17 protein-coding genes, 1 tRNA gene and 1 rRNA gene are annotated in these 20,434 nt (G+C 42.4%); 5 read left to right on the top strand and 14 right to left on the bottom strand.

Going from position 1 to position 20,434, the window contains the following annotated elements; all coding sequences use genetic code 11:
• Positions 1 to 193: 193 nt before the first annotated feature.
• From AC1ECB_RS06935 to AC1ECB_RS06900, 8 genes are all read right to left on the bottom strand, one after another.
• Entirely contained in the window at positions 194 to 358 is a 165-nt protein-coding gene (locus AC1ECB_RS06935) for a Spo0E family sporulation regulatory protein-aspartic acid phosphatase (RefSeq protein ID WP_485668029.1), read from the bottom strand.
• A 107-nt stretch (positions 359 to 465) separates the two neighbouring features.
• Positions 466 to 639, bottom strand: coding sequence for a hypothetical protein (locus AC1ECB_RS06930; protein WP_485668028.1), 174 nt, complete (start codon positions 637 to 639; stop codon positions 466 to 468).
• Complete coding sequence (locus AC1ECB_RS06925) at positions 626 to 1,756, bottom strand: GerAB/ArcD/ProY family transporter (RefSeq protein WP_485668027.1); 1,131 nt, start codon at positions 1,754 to 1,756, stop codon at positions 626 to 628. Before AC1ECB_RS06925 ends, AC1ECB_RS06930 begins: the two co-directional genes overlap by 14 nt.
• Before the next feature lie 134 nt (positions 1,757 to 1,890).
• Positions 1,891 to 2,103, bottom strand: coding sequence for a hypothetical protein (locus tag AC1ECB_RS06920; protein WP_485668026.1), 213 nt, complete (start codon positions 2,101 to 2,103; stop codon positions 1,891 to 1,893).
• Between the two features lie 3 nt (positions 2,104 to 2,106).
• The gene (locus AC1ECB_RS06915) at positions 2,107 to 3,351 is read right to left on the bottom strand and encodes a Ger(x)C family spore germination protein (protein ID WP_485668025.1); all 1,245 of its coding nucleotides are present in this window, start codon (positions 3,349 to 3,351) and stop codon (positions 2,107 to 2,109) included.
• Positions 3,352 to 3,361: 10 nt separating this feature from the next.
• Complete coding sequence (locus AC1ECB_RS06910) at positions 3,362 to 5,068, bottom strand: spore germination protein (RefSeq protein ID WP_485668024.1); 1,707 nt, start codon at positions 5,066 to 5,068, stop codon at positions 3,362 to 3,364.
• A gap of 159 nt (positions 5,069 to 5,227) precedes the next feature.
• Positions 5,228 to 5,968, bottom strand: a complete 741-nt coding sequence (locus AC1ECB_RS06905) for a YebC/PmpR family DNA-binding transcriptional regulator (RefSeq protein WP_485668023.1) — start codon at positions 5,966 to 5,968, stop codon at positions 5,228 to 5,230.
• A 156-nt stretch (positions 5,969 to 6,124) separates the two neighbouring features.
• Complete coding sequence (locus AC1ECB_RS06900) at positions 6,125 to 6,889, bottom strand: Rossmann-like domain-containing protein (RefSeq protein WP_485668022.1); 765 nt, start codon at positions 6,887 to 6,889, stop codon at positions 6,125 to 6,127.
• A gap of 379 nt (positions 6,890 to 7,268) precedes the next feature.
• On the opposite strand from AC1ECB_RS06900, the gene AC1ECB_RS06895 reads away from it, so the two are divergent.
• Positions 7,269 to 8,261, top strand: a complete 993-nt coding sequence (locus AC1ECB_RS06895; RefSeq protein ID WP_485668021.1) for a beta-ketoacyl-ACP synthase III — start codon at positions 7,269 to 7,271, stop codon at positions 8,259 to 8,261.
• Positions 8,262 to 8,499: 238 nt separating this feature from the next.
• Positions 8,500 to 8,802 carry a zinc-ribbon domain containing protein gene (locus AC1ECB_RS06890; RefSeq protein WP_021169997.1) on the top strand — a complete coding sequence of 101 codons (303 nt, stop codon included), beginning with the start codon at positions 8,500 to 8,502 and terminating at the stop codon, positions 8,800 to 8,802.
• A gap of 71 nt (positions 8,803 to 8,873) precedes the next feature.
• Here the strand turns inward: AC1ECB_RS06890 and AC1ECB_RS06885 are convergent.
• The 4 genes from AC1ECB_RS06885 to tyrS form a co-directional block, all read right to left on the bottom strand.
• Positions 8,874 to 8,949: transfer RNA gene (locus tag AC1ECB_RS06885), tRNA-Ala, on the bottom strand.
• Positions 8,950 to 9,170: 221 nt separating this feature from the next.
• Positions 9,171 to 10,726: ribosomal RNA gene (locus AC1ECB_RS06880) — 16S ribosomal RNA — on the bottom strand.
• 294 nt (positions 10,727 to 11,020) lie between these two features.
• Positions 11,021 to 11,722 carry a sporulation protein YunB gene (gene yunB / locus AC1ECB_RS06875; RefSeq protein WP_485668020.1) on the bottom strand — a complete coding sequence of 234 codons (702 nt, stop codon included), beginning with the start codon at positions 11,720 to 11,722 and terminating at the stop codon, positions 11,021 to 11,023.
• A 525-nt stretch (positions 11,723 to 12,247) separates the two neighbouring features.
• Complete coding sequence (tyrS, locus tag AC1ECB_RS06870) at positions 12,248 to 13,465, bottom strand: tyrosine--tRNA ligase (protein ID WP_485668019.1); 1,218 nt, start codon at positions 13,463 to 13,465, stop codon at positions 12,248 to 12,250.
• 353 nt (positions 13,466 to 13,818) lie between these two features.
• Between tyrS and AC1ECB_RS06865 the strand changes: the two genes are divergently transcribed.
• Positions 13,819 to 15,993 carry a transglycosylase domain-containing protein gene (locus AC1ECB_RS06865; RefSeq protein ID WP_485668018.1) on the top strand — a complete coding sequence of 725 codons (2,175 nt, stop codon included), beginning with the start codon at positions 13,819 to 13,821 and terminating at the stop codon, positions 15,991 to 15,993.
• A 577-nt stretch (positions 15,994 to 16,570) separates the two neighbouring features.
• Here the strand turns inward: AC1ECB_RS06865 and AC1ECB_RS06860 are convergent.
• On the bottom strand, positions 16,571 to 16,984 hold the full coding sequence (locus AC1ECB_RS06860; RefSeq protein WP_485668017.1) for a hypothetical protein: 414 nt from the start codon (positions 16,982 to 16,984) through the stop codon (positions 16,571 to 16,573).
• Positions 16,985 to 17,107: 123 nt separating this feature from the next.
• Between AC1ECB_RS06860 and AC1ECB_RS06855 the strand changes: the two genes are divergently transcribed.
• Positions 17,108 to 17,428 (top strand): YbaB/EbfC family nucleoid-associated protein, encoded by a 321-nt coding sequence (locus tag AC1ECB_RS06855; RefSeq protein WP_021169990.1) that lies wholly within the window; start codon positions 17,108 to 17,110, stop codon positions 17,426 to 17,428.
• 12 nt (positions 17,429 to 17,440) lie between these two features.
• Positions 17,441 to 18,022 (top strand): hypothetical protein, encoded by a 582-nt coding sequence (locus AC1ECB_RS06850; RefSeq protein WP_485668016.1) that lies wholly within the window; start codon positions 17,441 to 17,443, stop codon positions 18,020 to 18,022.
• 46 nt (positions 18,023 to 18,068) lie between these two features.
• Here the strand turns inward: AC1ECB_RS06850 and AC1ECB_RS06845 are convergent, their stop codons facing one another.
• Positions 18,069 to 20,429, bottom strand: a complete 2,361-nt coding sequence (locus AC1ECB_RS06845) for an endonuclease MutS2 (RefSeq protein ID WP_485668015.1) — start codon at positions 20,427 to 20,429, stop codon at positions 18,069 to 18,071.
• Positions 20,430 to 20,434: the final 5 nt, after the last annotated feature.

The raw sequence follows: 20,434 nt of genomic DNA, 5'->3' as shown, positions 1-20,434 counted from the left end.
TAGGCTATAGTCATTTATTCGCAGTTGACTCCTATGTAAACTCTTTCCATATCAAGCAATCTTACAAGAAAAAAACAAACCCCATTCTCATAGATCCCATAATACTTCGAGGCCAATATCAAAATACCTGTATTTCTTCCAATGAATTCAACTATTGCTTTCTATCCTAAAACAAAAAGAGCCTTTCGGCTCTTTATATACTCTTGCACAATTTCATGTATAAACTAATTTGCATATCTAGCAGTTGACTTGCTTTAAGTACTTTCGGATGGGATACCCCAAAGATAAGGGCATTGTCATGCATTTTAGAGCGTAGTTTTTCAATCCTTTTACAAATTGATACTAACCTTCTGTTCAATACATTCCCCTCCCAAACTTAATTTTCAAAGAGCTATTGTCTATATTTTACACATTCGACATAATATTGTAAATTTCCTCCGTGGAAGAACTATATATCTTTGTTCACTACTTACATTTTGTTTGAACTTCAGGATATTCTTTATCCATAGCGTTTTTGGCCTTTCCCCGGTATTTACTAAATAAGTACTTTTGAGAAAGATACGCTATCAAACAACCGATTATAAGCATAAATAATCCGGTAAAAACAGCAAATAAGTTATAATAGTTACTCTTTTCCATGATTAATACTCCTGTAATTATCATATCGTTGGCCACGTTTGTTTAAAACTAAGGCTGCAATAAACAAAAAGATTTCCAATCCTGCCTCCACAAATGCAGCAAAGATGGGAAAGGTGTATTCGGCAAAACGTATATGTTCCATGGTACTATTAAACGACGTTAAGGCCAGCATCCCGGTCAGCAAGGCAGCAGGGTATATCAAAGGCTTATAAGTGCTTAAATCCAAGATCTGTGACATTCCTAAACTAAAAGCCCAGAGCAAATTGGCTGAAGCAATTATTCCGGCGCCAGTGATAAGCAGTAGCCAAATTATTTCCAGCCTGTCCAAATAATTGCCGTAAGATATCATTCTGGATAGCTCAAGGCCAGGAGCATGAATATTAGCTGCCTGTTCATAACCAAAGACTGCCACACTTAAAACCACAATAATAGTTACAAACACGGCTCCTAGACTGACCGCAATGAACTTGGCCAGAAATCCATTTTCCGGGCGATTGCATAGTGGAATGAACATTGCCATCATAATACAAATTCCGTAAAAAGTCAGCAGTAAGGGTGAGCCAATAAGAAAAGAATACATTCCGTCATCAAACTGCGGCTTAAGTCGGTCAAATTCTGCGCTGGGACTGACCAACAGGCCTATGACAACAATGCTCAGTAAGTATAACGGGCCAAGCACTTCGGTAACCCGGCCAATTACCTCAATTCCTTGACGAGCTGCATAGCCGGCGACAAATAATCCGGGAATCATAATTGCCATTATAGAAGTCGTGGGGAAAAAGTAAGAGTTAACTAGTTGACTGAAGCCGTGAATTGAAAACATGCAAGCCAATAAAAAGAAGACCGGGAACAGAATTCCTACTATTCTCCCCACAGTTTTTCCCAGAATGGTAATACTGTATTGTACAAAATTCTGGCCTGGGAAGCGTAGTCCCATATAAGCATAAACCACAGCTAGCGAGACATCCAATATCCAGCCGCCAATTACTGCTAACCAAGCATCCCGGCCTGCCTGAGTTATTAACAAGGCAGGTACTTGGATCGCGGTAAATGAGGTGATAATAATAAACAACATCCAGACAAACTGGTTTGTATTGATGATTCCTTTTTCTTGCATAACTGCACCGCCTTTTTCCGGGAAATGTTATCTTAGCGTGCGAGTCAAGACTCCCGCCTCTATAGGCGGCGTCAGTTCAGGTGGAGTGGACTCTCCACCTGAACCCCCAATGTTTCAGTTTGGCTGAAACGAGTTCACTTAAAAATTGTCTGTCCAATCGGACCAAGCAGTTGTTCCAACAAATTAATCGGCATTGGCATACCCCACATATCTGCGATTCCCAGGAAAGCGGCTAACCCGATAAGCATACTCAAAGCGCCTAGTTCTCGCCAAAGTTTGTTTTTAAACAGCGGTAATCCTTCATATAGGACAATAAGGATTACCGCCAACAGAAACGGAGCTATCATGAGCTATTCCTCGTTGTTTCTTAAAGTCGCTGAACCCTTGATGATTCCGGCTTTGCGCATTGTTACGTGGAAGGTAATAGTATATTGTATTTCGGGAAAACGTTGATCCCAGTCTGCTTTGATTAGGCGCCATTCAGTTGGATTATAATTGTGGATTTGGTTGCCAAAACCAATGAAATCGGCTTTTAGATCGTGTTGTGACCGGACAATAGTTTGTTCTACCTGCGCTTTTAGTATTTTTTCCGTTTCTTGCTCAAGTTGCCTGTACATCTGCAAATCTTTTAGCTGTTCCCTAAGGTAGCCCGCTTCACGCAGTTCAGCTTCACCTGTACAAACTACTTCCATGGTAATTCCCTTGTCGGTTATATGGGGGATGATTTTGCTGTTTCCTTTTAATATTTCTACAGAAAATTCCTTATCTTTGTCAGCTATTTGGAAAGGAATAACTACTGTATCTCTTTTCAGCTTATTACTTAACCATAGTAAGCCTATCGACTCCTGTTCATTGAGTGTGCCGACCAAACGATTATTCTTAAAAATCGCCATTTTATCCAGATATAGTTTGGCGGAACCTTTTGCTCCCGAACTTTCTCCCGCTTTTCCTGCAGCTTGTTCCTGCTGTACGTAATTTCCCTGGGTCACATCCTGCAAACTCACTACTGGAGCATAACTTACTCCTATGTCAGTTTTTAAATTCAGCAAAAAATCATTGATATTAACCGGATAAATAAATGGTTGATTTTTGGCAACAAGCATGTCGTGCAGACCTAGCGCCGGGAGCTTCTCCATATCCAACTTGGTTTCTAAAACTTCTTTGGCTGTTTGCTCCGCGACCACTATCAGGTTGGTTCGGCGGAATTCCCGATTACGTTGAATATAATCCATTGCTTCAGATACGTCTGAAGCGGTAAAATTTTTGCCTAGCACAACTATTTTATTGTGGGAAAAAAATAATTTACGAGAAGAAGTCTTTGCTAAATTACGCTCCGCGTCTAATAAAGATTTTCCTTGGCTTGTTAAGGTGATAAACGGTGTATCTTGACCGCCGCTTCCTTCACCGCCAGGGCCTTTAGCTGAAGTATTAACAATCTGGACGGTTAAGAGAATGGGTTCTGTTCCAGGTACACGATCAAGGCCTACACTCAGAACAATTGCTAGTTCATCCACATTATTCATATCCCGGCAGCCACCGATAAATACATTCAATAGCACAAACACACTGAATACTATTGTTAAATTACTCTTCATAATTAAACATCTACTTATCGTTGGCATTGGGTATACGGGGTTTTAGAAAAAACTTCTGTCTTTGCCGGTTACTCGTTGGAATGGAATAAGGTCTTTCGGTCATCGCCCACCAGGGAAGCCTGAACATTACATCTTTCATGTCCTGCAGTTTAAAGGGAGCAAAAGGAGCAAAATATGGCACGCCAAAAGAGCGCAAGGAGATGATATGTATAAGCAGTATAAGCATTCCCAGCATTATTCCGTATAATCCGGATATAAATCCCAGGAAACCGAAGACGAAACGCAAAATACGCAGGCTCCAGGAAAGGTTATAGGACGGCAGGGCAAAAGATGAAATACCGGTAAGAGCCACAACAATGATGGTCGCAGGTGAGATGATCCCTGCCCGCACAGCGGCCTCCCCGATGACCAAACCACCGACGATACTGACAGCCTGGCCTACTGGCTGCGGTAAGCGTACACCTGCTTCCCGCAAAGTTTCAAAGGTAAGTTCCATCAGTAATGCCTCAACATAAATCGGAAAGGGAACTCCTTCATGGGCACCAGTGATACTGATCAGCAAGGCAGTAGGAAACATTTCCTGATGATACATGGAAATAGCTACATAAACACCTGGTAGCAATAAGGCTATGGTGCTAAAAGCAAAACGGATTACGCGAACTAACCAAGTGACAGGATATCGCTCGTAGTAATCTTCGCTGGATTGCCAAAACTGAACCATAATGGTGGGAACAATTAAAACAAAAGGAGTGCCGTCAACTAAAATTGCTACCCGTCCCTCTAGGACTGCGGCTGCCACTTTGTCAGGCCGTTCACTGTGTTCGATTTGAGGAAATACTGTATAAGGGGTATCTTCAATTAGTTCTTCAATATAAGCGCTTTCGAGAATTGAGTCAACATCAATCCTTTCGATTCTTTTGCGCACTTCTGCCACAACTTTAGCATCAGCTGTTCCTAATAAATAGGCGAGATTGATTTCAGTTTTGGTTATTCTCCCCACAATATATTTTTCCAGCCTAAGCTCCGTCGACTTGATTTTACGCCGCAGCAGGGCGGTATTAGTACGAATGGTTTCGGTAAAACCCTCCCGGGGACCTCTGACTACACTCTCGGTAACCGGTTCGCCCACATCCCGGCCTCGCCAGCCCTTGGTAATGATTCTTAAGGCCTGAGCCGCTCCGTCTACCAACAAAATGGTATCGCCAGTTAACACAGCATCGGTGATTTCACCAACTGTCATGAGCTCACTAACCTCAACTGCTTCAAGAAAAACTTTGTTTATCAACTTGATAAGAAGCTCTGGGCTTGTGGCTTGCGCCGGTGCATACTGGATTTTCATCAACGATTTCATGATCTGCCCGTTAATGATATCTTTACTCCCAAGACCATCTATAAAAATAAGAATAGCGGAAATTTGCTCTTTGCCAATAACAAATTCGCGGAAGCTTACATCAATGCAGTCACCAAATAAATGCTTCAGCACCTGCCGGTTGTTGAAAAGAGACCTGCTTACAGGTATTGCTTCCGCTTTTTCAGAGGAGTTTGGCATCATCAGTTTTTGAGCAATTTGATTGATTTCTTCAGCAATTGTATTGCTTTCGACGGTTAACTGCTTGAGCGCGTCCAGGTTCTCCCGGGTATCGGCGATTAAAGCCTTCGGCATATGTGCTGAAAGTTTTTTTATATTATCTACACAAGGGTAATTTCTCCTTTTCATAATCCCCTTCCCATCTTTGGGTTATTATTCCTTTAGTATGGTATAAGGTATTAGTATTTATGTATAAAAAAGTAAGCAGACCAAAATAGCCTGCTTACTTTTCACTTCTTTCTTTATGTAGGTTAGCATTAATCAAATGCTTATAAACCCTTGATTTTCCTACTCTTCCTCATCCTCTTCAGGCATGTCGAAGTTAGTGTAAACTTCCTGAATATCATCAAGATCTTCCAAGGCTTCGATAAGCTTCATCATCTTTACTGACTCATCGCCCTCTAGGCTAGTGGTAGTCTCCGGTACCATCGTAATCCGAGAAACCACAGTTTTTATATTGTTTTTCTCTAATTCTTCCTGAACTTGTTCAAAAGCGTCTGGTTGGCTGGTTATTTCAAACTCACCGTCAGTTGCTTCAAAATCTTCTGCACCAGCATCAAGTGTCAGGAGCATGAGTTCTTCTTCGTCAAGCTCATCTTGTTCAACAACAAATAGCCCCTTCTGCTTAAACATCCAGGAAACACAGCCAGTTTCCCCCAGATTACCGCCATATTTAGAAAACAAATGCCGTACATCAGCAGCAGTCCGGTTACGGTTGTCGGTCATGGCCTCAACCATAATAGCAACCCCGCCAGGTCCATATCCTTCGTAATTTATTTCTTCATAACTATTACCATCAATCGCGCCTGCACCTTTTTGAATAGCCCGCTGGATATTCTCTTTAGGTATGTTATTTTCTCTGGCTTTTTGCAATGCCAATTTTAAACGCATATTCCCTGATGGATCTGAGCCGCCCATTCTTACTGCAATAGTAATCTCGCGACTGACTTTGGTAGTAACTTTGCCGCGTATGGCATCTACCTTACCTTTTTTATGCTTAATATTCGCCCATTTTGAATGTCCTGACATGTAAAATACTCCTCTCAGCTAAGTCAATCGCCAATATTGTAACATAATAGAAAGTAATTGGCAAAGATCTATTTTAAAATTAACTCAGAAAATAGTAATAGTAAAAAACCTGCAAAATGAAACCACTTTGCAGGTTCGATTACTTGGTAGAGCTACCTAGACGTTTTCGTTTTGTCTGGTTAACACTGTCTCGAAATCCAAATACCGTTTCATGAGCATAGTGCCGCCGCCTTCCGAAACAATGCGTAGTATGGCATCAGTATCACATACCCGTGATCCAGCGACGTGGGTGATTTTTGTATCCTGGAAGACGTCGCCGCACAGGGGTGAAGAAGGGCCTAGTACCACGGCCGCACGAGGCTCTCCCAGTCCGGCAATCAGTTCGTCAAAGGTTCCATTGATAAGCGACGTGCCGGTAATGATGGCTACGGTACAAGCGCGTAGGGCGTCGCCAGATTTTTCAGGAGGAAGCGTATCGCTGTGGTTATTATTCAGTTCCAGGATGTCGAGCTGACATCCTGTCTTGCGCAATTGGGGTATTACCGGGCCGAAATAGCCAACCATTGCTACCCGGTCATTGTGAGTAATGTGAAGCGATGAGATGACTTCTTCTTTCAAGGTCGGGGGGGACGGCAGCGAGGCAAGCACAGCATTTGCCGTCGCTAGACCGACCGCCCGCGTCAAGTCGGACACCTCGTTGCCGAGCATTGTCAGTAACTCTTTTACCGGACGCCCGATAAGGGTTCCGGCGCTTTCAAAATAGGTACAGGAAGGTGCCAACGAATTCGGTGTCCATGCCACTCCTCCATGACCACTGCCAAGCTTTACGGCAGTGTATCCCAGTCCGATGCGTACATCGCTAATTGTTACGTGCTTTGTATGGGGCAGTAGGAAATCGATCAGGCGTTTTTGTACAGTCAACAATATGATTTCTCCTCCTTTAGGTTAAAACAAACACTAGCTATCAATACTAAAATTAAATTAATATTCAATACCGTTATATTGTGTTTTTCTTGAATATTGAATTCTGCAGCACAAAGGAGAATCCTGCTCCTGGAAAGAATATTTAGTGACTGTTTGTATATAATAATGTTATTTGGCGCAGTCTCTCTGTTTTCCTAAAGTGACTCACCGAAGAGATACAGATAAAAAATTATTTATTGAATGAGAGTATACAAGCCACTAATGAGTTAGATTTTTTTAATACATACCCTAATATATTTATATTTTATTGCCTGATCATAGTAATAAGTAGTATAATCTTATTATAGTTAAAAAAATTATCTAGGAGGACACTATATTGAACGAAGTAAGTGTTGGTATTATAGGCACCGGCTCATATGTACCTACCAGAATTATGACAAACCAAGAATTAGAACAAAAAGTTGATACATCTGATAAATGGATTATTGAACGTACAGGAATTAGAGAGAGAAGAATTACTTTAGAAGGCCAAGCTACATCTGATTTAGCCACAGAAGCCGCAAAGCGGGCGTTGGATAACGCTGGTATCTCTGCCGATGAGCTTGATTTAATCATTGTCGCTACCATAACACCGGATATGTTGTTTCCATCAGTTGCTTGCCTTGTACAAGCTAATCTAAAAGCTACCAAAGCCGCCGCTTTTGATTTATCAGCAGCTTGCTCCGGTTTTGTTTATGGCTTAGTTACTGCGAGTCAATTTATCAAATCCGGTTTATATGAAAAGATATTAGTGATCGGCGCCGAAAATCTCTCAAAAATACTCGACTGGACTGATCGTAATACTTGTGTTTTATTTGGCGATGGAGCGGGTGCTGCCGTAGTAGCAAAAACCCTTCCTGGATACGGCATTCTTGGTGTAAATTTAGGTGCGGATGGATCTGGAGCTGGTTTTCTTAATATGCCAGCAGGTGGTTCCCGGATACCAGCCTCAGCGGAAACAGTAACTAATCGGCAGCACTTCTTACAAATGAACGGACCTGAAGTCTATAAGTTTGCAGTAAAAATTATGGGTGCGTCGGCACTAAAAGCAATAGCTAACGCTAACATGTCTCCTGCAGATATTTCTTATGTTGTCCCCCATCAAGCGAATATCCGCATTATAGAATCTGCCGCAAAACGTCTTGGAGTTTCTATGGACAAAGTGGCAGTTAGTGTTGCTAAATACGCTAATACATCATCTGCTTCTATCCCGATAGGATTAGATGAAGCATTTAGAAGTGGCAATATCAAAAAAGATGATATTGTCGTAGTCGTCGGATTTGGGGCCGGCTTAACTTGGGCAAGCAGTGTTATAAAGTGGAGTATATAAGTCAGAGGTATAATACGATAGCTTATCTACAACGCTTATACGGCGTGAGAATAAAAAGCGTCAATGACTATAGCAGGTTTCCCGTCTTAAAGTCATTGACGCTTTTAAAATTATGAATATGCGATTTGTACAACTATTGTCTTGACTAGAATAAATTTAGTGTTATACTGTAATCAATAATATTACTATTCAGTAACATTATTGATTGAGTCAGGAAACTGCTAAGGAGGAATCTATCATGTTTCAAGACAAAATATTAACCTGCCGTGACTGTGGTGTCGAATTCGTGTTTTCTGCATCAGAACAGGAGTTTTACGCTGAAAAGGGCTTTACCAATGATCCCAGCCGTTGCCCCGAGTGCCGGGCCGCCCGCAAGCGTCAAGGAGGGTACAACGGTAATAGTGGCAGTAGTAGGCCACAAAGAGAAATGTATGATGCAATCTGTGCTGAATGCGGTGCAAAAACCCAGGTCCCTTTCCGTCCTAGCGGTGATCGTCCTGTGTACTGCAGAGATTGTTTCGATAAACGAAATAGACGATAAAAGAAGTTTAACTTCTTCTGGATATAAACCATAATAAAAGGGTTTGCAGAGATGCAAACCCTTTTATTATGTGGTGGAGATAAGCGGGTTCGAACCGCTGACCTCTTGAATGCGAGCCAAGCGCTCTCCCAACTGAGCTATACCCCCACATTACTATTTCAAAAATAAGTAATATTCTCTTTTGCATTCCCTCAAAACCAAACAATGTAAGAGTATTAGACTATCGATTTTCAACCTGCGACTTTCGAAAAAGGCAAGCTTTCTATCTTTCGTCTTGCATCTGCCAAATGTACCGACCTGGAAGTTGATTCGTGTTTATCGTCGAAGATCGAAGGTCGACCTTCGAACGTCGAATCGGTTCTCCCTAGAAAGGAGGTGATCCAGCCGCACCTTCCGATACGGCTACCTTGTTACGACTTCACCCCAATCATCGGCCCCACCTTAGACGGCTAGTTCCATTGCTGGTTACCCCACCGGCTTCGGGTGTTGTCAACTTTCGTGGTGTGACGGGCGGTGTGTACAAGGCCCGGGAACGTATTCACCGCAGTATGCTGACCTGCGATTACTAGCGATTCCGACTTCACGGAGGCGAGTTGCAGCCTCCGATCCGAACTGAGAGCTTGTTTATGCGTTTGGCTTACCCTCGCGGGCTTGCTTCGCTTTGTTTAAGCCCATTGTAGTACGTGTGTAGCCCAGGACATAAGGGGCATGATGACTTGACGTCATCCCCGCCTTCCTCCGCATTGTCTGCGGCAGTCTCCCTTGAGTTCCCGCCTTTACGCGCTGGCAACAAAGGATAAGGGTTGCGCTCGTTGCGGGACTTAACCCAACATCTCACGACACGAGCTGACGACAGCCATGCACCACCTGTTTTCGTGTATCCCGAAGGATAGGAACTAATCTCTTAGCTTTTCACTCAATGTCAAGTCCTGGTAAGGTTCTTCGCGTTGCGTCGAATTAAACCACATACTCCACCGCTTGTGCGGGCCCCCGTCAATTCCTTTGAGTTTCAACCTTGCGGCCGTACTCCCCAGGCGGGGTACTTATTGCGTTAGCTTGCGGCACAGAAGGGGTCGATACCCTCTACACCTAGTACCCATCGTTTACGGCCAGGACTACCGGGGTATCTAATCCCGTTCGCTCCCCTGGCTTTCGCGCCTCAGTGTCAGACACAGTCCAGAAAGTCGCCTTCGCCACTGGTGTTCCTCCCAATATCTACGCATTTCACCGCTACACTGGGAATTCCACTTTCCTCTCCTGCACTCAAGATCTCCAGTTTCCTGCGCCTATACGGGGTTGAGCCCCGCACTTAGACACACGACTTAAACATCCACCTACACGCCCTTTACGCCCAATAATTCCGGACAACGCTTGCCACCTACGTATTACCGCGGCTGCTGGCACGTAGTTAGCCGTGGCTTCCTCCTTTGGTACCGTCATTAGAATGCATTATTCACACATTCCACGTTCGTCCCAAACGACAGAGCTTTACAATCCGAAGACCTTCTTCACTCACGCGGCGTTGCTCCGTCAGACTTTCGTCCATTGCGGAAGATTCCCCACTGCTGCCTCCCGTAGGAGTCTGGGCCGTGTCTCAGTCCCAGTGTGGCCGTTCATCCTCTCAGACCGGCTACTGATCGTCGCCTTGGTGAGCCGTTACCTCACCAACTAGCTAATCAGACGCAGACCCATCTCTAATCGGTAGCATATTCAGAGGCCACCTTTCTTATCCTAGTCATGCGACTAAGATACCACATTCGGTATTAGCACCACTTTCGCGGTGTTGTCCCCAGTTTAGAGGCAGGTTGTCTACGCGTTACTCACCCGTTCGCCACTTGGAGTTACAAGTAACTCCCCGTTCGACTTGCATGTGTTAGGCACGCCGCCAGCGTTCGTCCTGAGCCAGGATCAAACTCTCCATAAAAAAATTTATGAAAAGCCAATTGGCTCTTTAAAGCTATTAAGAAATTGTTTTGGTTTAGTATATCGCAAGCGACATACTACCGCACATCTGGCTTTTTTGATGCATTTCTTACATTGTTCAGTTTTCAGGGAACGGTGCACATGAATGTGCCAATGTCGACTACTTCGGGATTCATTTCATTATAGCGACGACATTTACATATGATATCACGTTGTCCCTACTATGTCAATACTTCACCCGCCGGCGCTGAAACTTTTTAATGCCGAATATATAGTACCGTCAGTAAGAGCAGGATTAATTCTTAGTACTGCCGTTACCACTACCCGCATTATTTCCACTTAGGAGGTCACTATCAAGCGGGAATGGAAATTGAACATACGTATTTGGCACTTCACCAACGACAACGTATTCTGCGATAGGAACCTGTGTGTTGACACTAACACTTTGGCTTACTAGTGGAACTACAATACGGATTTGCGTGGTAGCAGCCAAGTAGACCATATGCCTGGTCTGATTAATACCGGCTTGTTCAAATTTATCAACTACTTTAACCTGGACTGTGCCTACAGGAATAATGGTAACCGTGATTTTAGGTCCCATACTGGCTAGCATCTGACTGCCTAATACCTGACCAATCGGAATATTGATTTTTTCTTCAGTTATCTCTTCCAACGCATCCTGTACCTTCATGGTAGTGTCTGCGGCTAATCGGTTAAACTCCATCGTATTAGGTTGAATAAGTACCACTCGTCCATGTTCATCCAATGTAACATTTACCAGTGTCTTGGGATCAACAGTAAGACTTACTCTTTCATTAATAACATTGTTAATGGCTTGAGTTGCAATTCGAGTTGCCCTTGTTTCAGCAATAGCCATGAGAGTTGGTTTTAAATGCGTTTCCATCCTCCAGAAAAAGAACACCATTAAAATTATCAAAACAGCTGCTATTAATGGGAAGAGTGGTATTACGCGTCTGCGTCGAACAGAAAACCGCATTTCTCCCCCTCCTCCTGTTACTCTTTCTCCGGTTGATTATATATATGGTCAAAGATGGTTATTGGTTACTAAATATTTGATTTATTATAATTTAATTTGTTGAAATGCTATATTGAATTACGATAGTTAGGTTCTTTGGATTTGCACACATAGATATTTGGTCAATGGAATACAAGGTGAAAGCCTTTTACTTTTGGCGTTGCATCACCATAAACGAAAACAATGTTGTATAATTAAAGTATGGCATAAGGTCGATACTTTTTGAGCTAAGAACTCGACCCCAAAATTGATATGACTTCAAAAGGTCTAGGCCCAACGCCTCCAAAAGCTGAAAAGCCGGGCGATATTCCTAAAATCCGTAAACTCGCTACGCTCAAACAGTACGGATTTTTTAACGGAATACCGCCCGGCTTTTCTCCTGCGGAACGCTTTTTCCGGCAAAGGCCGAGGGGTTACGAGGGTTACCGCGAACCACCTTATGGGGGTACAATCACTTTAAGGCTTCCGCGACTCCCAATACTTATACTATTCTATGACAATACGATGATAATTCTTTTTTCCTTTACGGATAAGGAGATTATTATTTTCAAATAGAGTAGCTGTCAAGAGCAAGTCAGGATCAGATACCTTGGTATCACCAATATAGAGTCCACCTTGCTGAATCAATCGCCGCCCTTCGCTTTTGGATGCAACAATTCCTGTACTTGCAAGAACATCTACTAGCTTTGCACCCAGACTATCAGTAGTTATCGATACAGTTGGAACATTATCCAAATTCCCTGCTCCGCCAAACAATGCTTTTGCAGCCTGCTCAGCCTTCTCAGCCTCATCCTGTCCATGAATTAGTTTAGTCACCTCGAAGGCCAGTGTCGTTTTGGCAATATTAATATCTTTATCTTTAAGAGCACCCAGTCGCCGAACTTCTTCCATTGGCAAGAAAGTTAGCAAGGCCAGACATTTTTCTACATCGGCATCATCAACATTGCGCCAGTATTGGTAAAAATCATAGGGGGAAGTCTTTTCAGCATCCAGCCAGAGAGCGCCTTTTTCTGTCTTACCCATCTTTCGCCCATCACTGGTGGTCAATAGAGTAAAGGTCAGCCCATAAGCAGGTTTAGCTTCCTTACGCCTGATAAGGTCTGCACCGTACAAGATGTTGGACCACTGGTCGTCACCGCCCATTTGCATGATACAGTTGCATTGACGGTTAAGTTCCAGAAAATCATAGCTCTGCATCAGCATATAGTTAAATTCCAGGAATGACAAGCCTTTTTCCATCCGCTGTTTGAAGCATTCGGCAGTTAACATGCGATTAACGGAGAAATGCACGCCGATATCTCGCAGAAACTCTACATAATTAAGTTTTAATAGCCAGTCAGCATTATTCAGCATCAATGCTTTGCCCTCGGAAAAATCAATAAACCGCTGCATTTGCCTTTTAAACCGCTCGCCGTTATGGTTGATAATTTCTGCGGTCAACATTTTTCGCATGTCAGCTTTGCCAGAAGGATCTCCTACCATCGCCGTCCCACCACCGATGAGGCAAATAGGACGGTGTCCGGCCTGCTGCATATGAGCCATCACCATCATTCCCAAAAAATGCCCGACATGCAGGCTATCAGCAGTGGGATCAAAACCGATATAAAAAGTAATGTTTTCTTTATCCAATAACTCCGCGATTTCATTTTCGTGCGTTAGTTGCTGAATAAATCCTCGTTCCCTGAGAACATCTAATACAGACATTGTTAAAATCCTCCTCATTGACCGGGTTCAAGCACTGGTAAATAAAGACAAATAAAACCGTCCCTAGTTCGGGGACGGGAGTAAACCCGCAATACTTTCCATTATTTTAATATATTAGTGACCACATTGTCAATTTCAGCAATACTATATCAATAGCTAAAACATATGTAAATTTTAATAGGAAAAATTACCATTTTTAGCTGCATTATAACATAACAAATTTAATATTGCAAACAAAGAAATACCTATCATTAGATTTTTTATGATATAATGGTTAGCGAATCAAATCCTTTAAATCTGCTCAAAACATTTTTTAAGTGTCATTATGATTGAATCTGTAAGGGGATGAAAGTATGCAAGATAAAAATAATGAAAATCAAGAAACTAGTCGGCGACGCTCCCAGAAAAATTCCCGAAGATTTGCGATTATTGCGACTCTCGTGTTCTTGGTTATGGTGATGGGGGCCGGATTGGGTTTTATAACTGCTAGTATTCATACCATGCCCAGCTTAAAAGGCGACATACGCCCCGCCGTTTCTTCCCAAATTTTTGATGCTAATGGAAAACTTATTACCACAATTCACTCGGTTGAGAATCGTCTACCGGCATCTATCAATAAAGTACCAAAAAATCTGCAGCATGCTTTTATTGCTACTGAAGATGCCCGTTTTTATCAACATAGTGGTGTTGATCCTCGTGGTATTTTGCGTGCTGTCTGGTCTAATTTGACAGACAAGGGAATTTCTGAAGGCGGCAGTACGATAACCCAGCAGCTCGCCAGAAATGCCTTACTTTCTCAAGATCAAACAATCAAGCGTAAAATTCAGGAAGCATTTTTATCATTACAAATTGAGCGGCAATATAGCAAAGAAGAAATACTAGAAATGTATATGAACCACATCTATTTTGGGCAAGGTGCTTATGGGGTTCAGACAGCAGCGCAAATATATTTTGGCAAGAATGTCGAAGATTTAAACTTAGCTGAATGTGCTATGATTGCCGGTATACCGAAAAGTCCTAACTATTATTCACCTGCAAGCAATTTAAAAGCAGCTAAAGAACGACAAGGTATTGTGCTTGAACAAATGGTCAAATATGGCTATATTGATTCTCTTTCGGCTGCTAAAGCAAGAGCAACTGAAATTAAACTAGCTGCCCGTCCAAAAACCACTACTACACCTGCTGCGTATTTTACTGACTATGTAATACAAGTTCTTATTGATAAATATGGTGCTGATGCCGTATATAAAGATGGTCTTAAAGTATATACAACATTAGATCTTGAAATGCAAAACAAGGCAGAAGAAGCCATGAAGAAGCTGCCAACAATGAAAACAGATGAGAATGGTATTAAACAACCGCAGGGAGCACTTGTCGCCATTGAGCCACATAATGGTCATATAAAAGTAATGGTTGGTGGTCGGGGCAATGATCAATTTAACCGGGCCGTTTTAGCAGAACGTCAACCAGGTTCGGCGTTTAAACCATTTGTTTATTTAGCAGCTATTGAAAGTGGTTTTACACCAGCGAGTGTTATTACTGATAGCCCTGTTACCTTTGGCAACTGGTCGCCTGTGAATTATGATCGCAGTTTTCGTGGTTCGGTAACAATGCGAACTGCACTTGAACAGTCGTTGAATGTAGTTACTGTTAAGCTGGCGCAACAAGCTGGTATTGATAAAACGTTATACTATGCGCAGCAGATGGGGATCTCTACGCTAGTACTTGATGGTAATACTAATGACCGGAATTTAGCCATGTCATTAGGTGGTCTTACCAGGGGCGTTACCCCGCTGGAAATTGCCAGCGCCTATGGGGTACTGGCAAATAGCGGCATTCGGGTTGAGCCTACGGCCATTGTCAAGGTAATTGATCGCAATGGCAAAGTAATTGAGGAATATGTTCCGAAAGAAAAAATCGTTGTTAATGAACGCAGTGCATTCCTTCTCACCGATATGCTGAAGGGAGTTATGACCAATGGCACAGGTACAGGTGCTTACTTTGGCCGCCCGGCTGCTGGTAAAACAGGTACAACCAGTGATTATAAGGATGCTTGGTTTGTGGGCTTTACTCCTGATTTAGTGGCCGCTGTCTGGCTGGGTTGTGATAATCCGGATTATTTAAACGGCATTACTGGCGGCACAATCCCTGCTAGTATTTGGAAAAGTTTTATGAGTGGTGTTGCAGACAAATATGTGGCGCGTGATTTTGTCAAACCATCTGGCATCATAGCTGCCAGAGTCTCAGCTAAAGATGGTCTGCTAGTAAACGATCCTAATAATAAGGACGGTCGCAGTGAGATTTTCGTTGAAGGTACTCAGCCTACTAAACTGTCAACAGTTTCTGCAACAAAAGATAGTAAGGATGGCAAGGATAATAAAGACGGCAAAGGTAAAGATGGTAAGAATACTAATACCGACAGCACGGCTGCAGGCGAGCAGACTTTGCCACCACCTCCCGCAAGAGGCGATAATACTACGATAGCACCCCCGCCCCCACCTAAACCTAATGATGGGAAAAAGAATTAGAAAAAGAATTTTAAAAAAACACGCGTAAAAAATTACGCGTGTTTTTTTCTGTTTGCGCATATACATTACCATAGTTTTTATTAACCAGTAATCCCAGTATCCTCTTCAACCATAAAGAATAGTAAAATGATAATAATGATAATAATTATCCAACTACTTCCAAATCCACCACAACCGCCAAATCCTCGTGCCATTGTTATTTCCTCCTTCCCATCATAGTTAAAAAGATCCTTCTCTTTAATACAATATATGAACTTTGCTTTTTTGAGGTCACTCTCCCTGGGAGCCAACAATAATGGATCGTAATACCTCATTAAACTGGAAACACGCCTTGTAGCGTGTCCCTAGATGTAAGTAAAAAAATTATAGAGTAGTGTCATCACCTTCAAAGAAGAATAGCAGCAGAATAATGATGATAATCCAAATACCACCAAATCCATGACCGCCAAATCCACAACGAGACATTCAAACTACCTCCTTACCTATCATTAATAAAGGCGAAGTACGGCCCGCCCTTCTACTCCAATATATACATTTTACTGGCAAAGTGTTACTGGTCTAAATTGAGATTTTATCACTAAGGTTCCCTTGTTTCAAATAACCTTCTAATTTGTTTAGGCGCATCGGTAGCCACTTTAACTGATTGCATGGTATTGTTTATGACGTCGGTCATATTGCGAATTTTATCGACAGTCGATGACATGGAAGTAATACCTCTGTCCATGGGAAAATTATCTGAGGCCAAAGTTAAAACAATTATCATTAGCTGAACATTTAGATTGGGGTTTTTCATTATTTTTCTAAATAATGCGGCAGGCCCTCGCGAGTTCAGTTTCTGTGAGTCTTTTGTAGACAGAACTGTAGGTGTTTTTTCGACTATAGGTTTCTCAAAGCCCGTTTCTTGCTTTACATCGTGAACTGGTTTTTCTATCAAAGTTTTTTCGGTGTTTCGGTGATATTTCCGCACACGCATATGTTCATCACCTTTCAAATAACATTTTTCTACTCCAATATATGAAATACATCTAGATTTGCTCTCTCAATGTTTGTTTGGACACTCACAAATTTTGGGTAATTGAATAAATTAGATAAGAAATATAGGAGGTGCATAACAGTGTTTGAACAATTTGGTAATATTATGGAAATGGTAAAAAAGGTTCAACAGAATGTTGATATCGCGCAGGAGCAACTTAAACAAGAAAAAATTGAAGTGTCTAGTGGCGATGTTATTAAAATAACCGTTAATGGACAGCAAGAACTTATCGCTATTCAATTAAACAGCAAATATTTAACTGCTGATAACGCCGCTCTGCTACAAGATTTATTACTTGCTACGATAAATAACGCCTTGGCAAAATCCCGTGATTTAAATCAAGCTGCAATGGGCAAACTTGCCACTGATTTAAATCTACCTAAAATCCCTGGCGTTTTTTAAGGAGGAGGTTTTATGTCGAATGACACCGATAATACCGGGTCTTCGTCACTACTGAGTTCAATAACCAGAATGTTGGACACTAGTATTACCACTGGTACAGGACTGGACAGTATCATAACTATAATATCACTGTTATGTCTATTTTCGATAATGACCCGTACTCAAGCTATCAGAGAGCCACAGCAGATCAAGCCGGCAACAACTAGTAATCCGTTACATAAACTGCTGGGTGATTTAACCAAAGGCGGTGATGGCGGTGGTTTTTCTCCTGATACCTTGATGTCTTTACTGCCGTTATTAAATAACCCCCAGCTTAAATCGAAGCTTAATCCCAGCACTATCGGAACTGTGATGGGATTAATAAACAATCTCGGTGGCCTGGGTGGCAGCAGTCCGCCACATGAAAAAGGGGAACCTGAGACTAAAGGCGAGCCTCACACGAAAGCTTCAAAGCAGCCAACAGAATCAGAACCTCCTCCACCAACAAACGCTGTACAGCAACCGCCACTTAACAAACAGCCTCCTCCCCAGCCAAGTGAAGAAACGGAAGAAAAAAACTATGGGCGATATTTAAACTGGAAAAATAATTTTTAAACAAAAACAAGGGCTCCAAAGGAACCCTTGTTTTTGTTTACCTATCCTAAGCCAATCTAACTACAGTAGCGCCTGTGCCACCTTCATTGAGATCGGCAATGCGTATTCCTTTAATATGCGAATGATTTTCCAGATATGTCTTTACCCCTTTGCGCAAAACACCTGTCCCTTTTCCGTGAATAATAAGTACCTCATTTAATCCTGATAGGATTGCATCATCAATATATTTATCCAGTACAATTTCTGCTTCCTCAATTGTCATGCCCCGAATATCAATTTGTCTTGCTGTAGAATCTCTTATAGTTAAGGTAACATGTTTGGTAGCTGATTGTTCTTTGGGTTTACCTGATTCAGACAGTATTTGGCAAGCAGCAGCAGCTACTGTCATTTTCAAAATTCCCAGCTGTACAGTTACTGTTGAGTCATTTACGGTTAGCACTTGGCCTTTTTGTTTTACTGTCGTAACATAAACATTCATTCCTGGTTTAATTTCGTCTGCCGACAATTCAGTTGAATTTTCCTGACCATCAATATCAAATTCGTTAATTTCCGCAGTGCTTGCCCTTAGCTGCCGACGAGCATTTTCAATAGCATGCTGTCTTTCCCGGCCACTGTGCTCAGAAAACTGTGCTTTTAGTTCGCCAATTATTTCTTCCGCATTGCGCCTGGCCTGGCGAATAACGGCAGCAGCTTCTTCCTGGGCTTTAGCTAATACGGTATTCTTTTTTTCAGCAATAGCCTGTTCTCCCGCAGTGATTTTTGCTTTTACTTTTCCCATTTCCTGCTCCAAACGAGTTAGTTCATCCAATCTTACGCTATAGGACTTCTTCTGTTCTTCCAGCGCATGGAGAACAGTTTCAAACTCGGTATGCTCTTTATGAATTAACTCTTTAGCGCGGGCGATAATTGTGTCTGATAACCCCAGCCGTTGACTGATGGCAAAGGCATTACTGCTGCCAGGGATACCGATCAAGAGCCGATAGGTCGGCCGCAGGGTTTGGATATCAAACTCGACACTGGCATTTTCTATTCCCTGTCTGGTATAAGCAAATGTTTTTAACTCACTATAATGGGTAGTTGCAATGGTTTTGGCACCAATTCTATGGATATATTCCAAAATTGACATAGCCAGGGCCGCGCCCTCACTCGGGTCAGTTCCAGCGCCAATTTCATCAATCAGTACCAAATCACCAGCGCTTATCTGCTGTAGTATTCCAACCAAATTGGTCATATGGCCGGAAAATGTGCTCAAACTCTGTTCAATGCTCTGTTCATCGCCAATGTCGGCAAAAATATTGCCGATAATCGGCATTTCAGAATCAGGTGCAGCAGGAATAAACAACCCAGCTTGCGTCATAAGCGCAAACAAACCTACTGTCTTAAGTGTTACTGTTTTACCACCAGTGTTAGGGCCGGTAATAAGTAAAGTAGTAAAATGGCGGCCAAGCTGTACGTCAATTGGTACCACGTGCTCTACAGCTATCAATGGATGCCGGGCCTGGATAAGATTAACATAGCCTTGCCGATTGATAATTGGCTGAATTGCTCGCATATCAATACTCAGCTTAGCTTTAGCAAAAACAAAGTCCAGGTGAGCTAAAATTGCCAGATTATCTTCGAGGCTCCCGGCAACTTTTGCTATTTGCCCGGTTACTACTGTTAAAATTCGTTCAATTTCATTCTTTTCAGCAGCTAGAAGTTGTTTTATATCATTATTTAAGTTAACGATAGCAATTGGTTCAATAAATAAAGTAGCCCCACTGGCTGATTGATCATGGACAATACCTGGAAAATTATTGCGAAATTCATGCTTAATTGGAATAACATACCTGTCACCACGCATGGTGACTAACGCATCCTGAAAATACTTTTGATACTCACCGGAGCGCAAAATACTATCCAATTTTTCTTTTACCCGGCTTTGGGCTTGTTTTACTTCCCGCCTTAGCTTTAAAAGTTCACTGCTGGCATCGTCACGAATTAAACCTTGTTCAGTAACGGTAGCCTCAATTATGGTTTCGATGTTTCGCAAGACGATGATTTGACTGGCCTGCAAACTCAAAAGGGGTGTTTCAACAGGCAGATCGGTAAAGAAACCTTTTATCCGTCTGGCGGCATAGAGCACACTGCCTACAGCTAAGAGTTCATGCGGTTCTAAGATAGCACCAAGTTCAGCTCTTTTTATTGTGGCCCGCACATCGCGAATTCCCCCTAACGGTACAGTGGGGACATTGTTCATAATCTCGCGGGCTTCGGCTGTTTCGGCAAGACGATCTTGTACTTGTACCCCATCCTTGATTGGTACCAGTTCCTGGGCAAGTTCCCGCCCCATAATGGAACCGGCACGCTCGGCAAGCATATTCCGGATTTTGTTATATTCTAATGTTGACAATACGGCTGCTTCCATATAAA

It is taken from the genome of Sporomusa sp. 246TCP1 (assembly GCF_057319775.1).
This window is presented reverse-complemented; position numbering and strand designations above follow the sequence as displayed.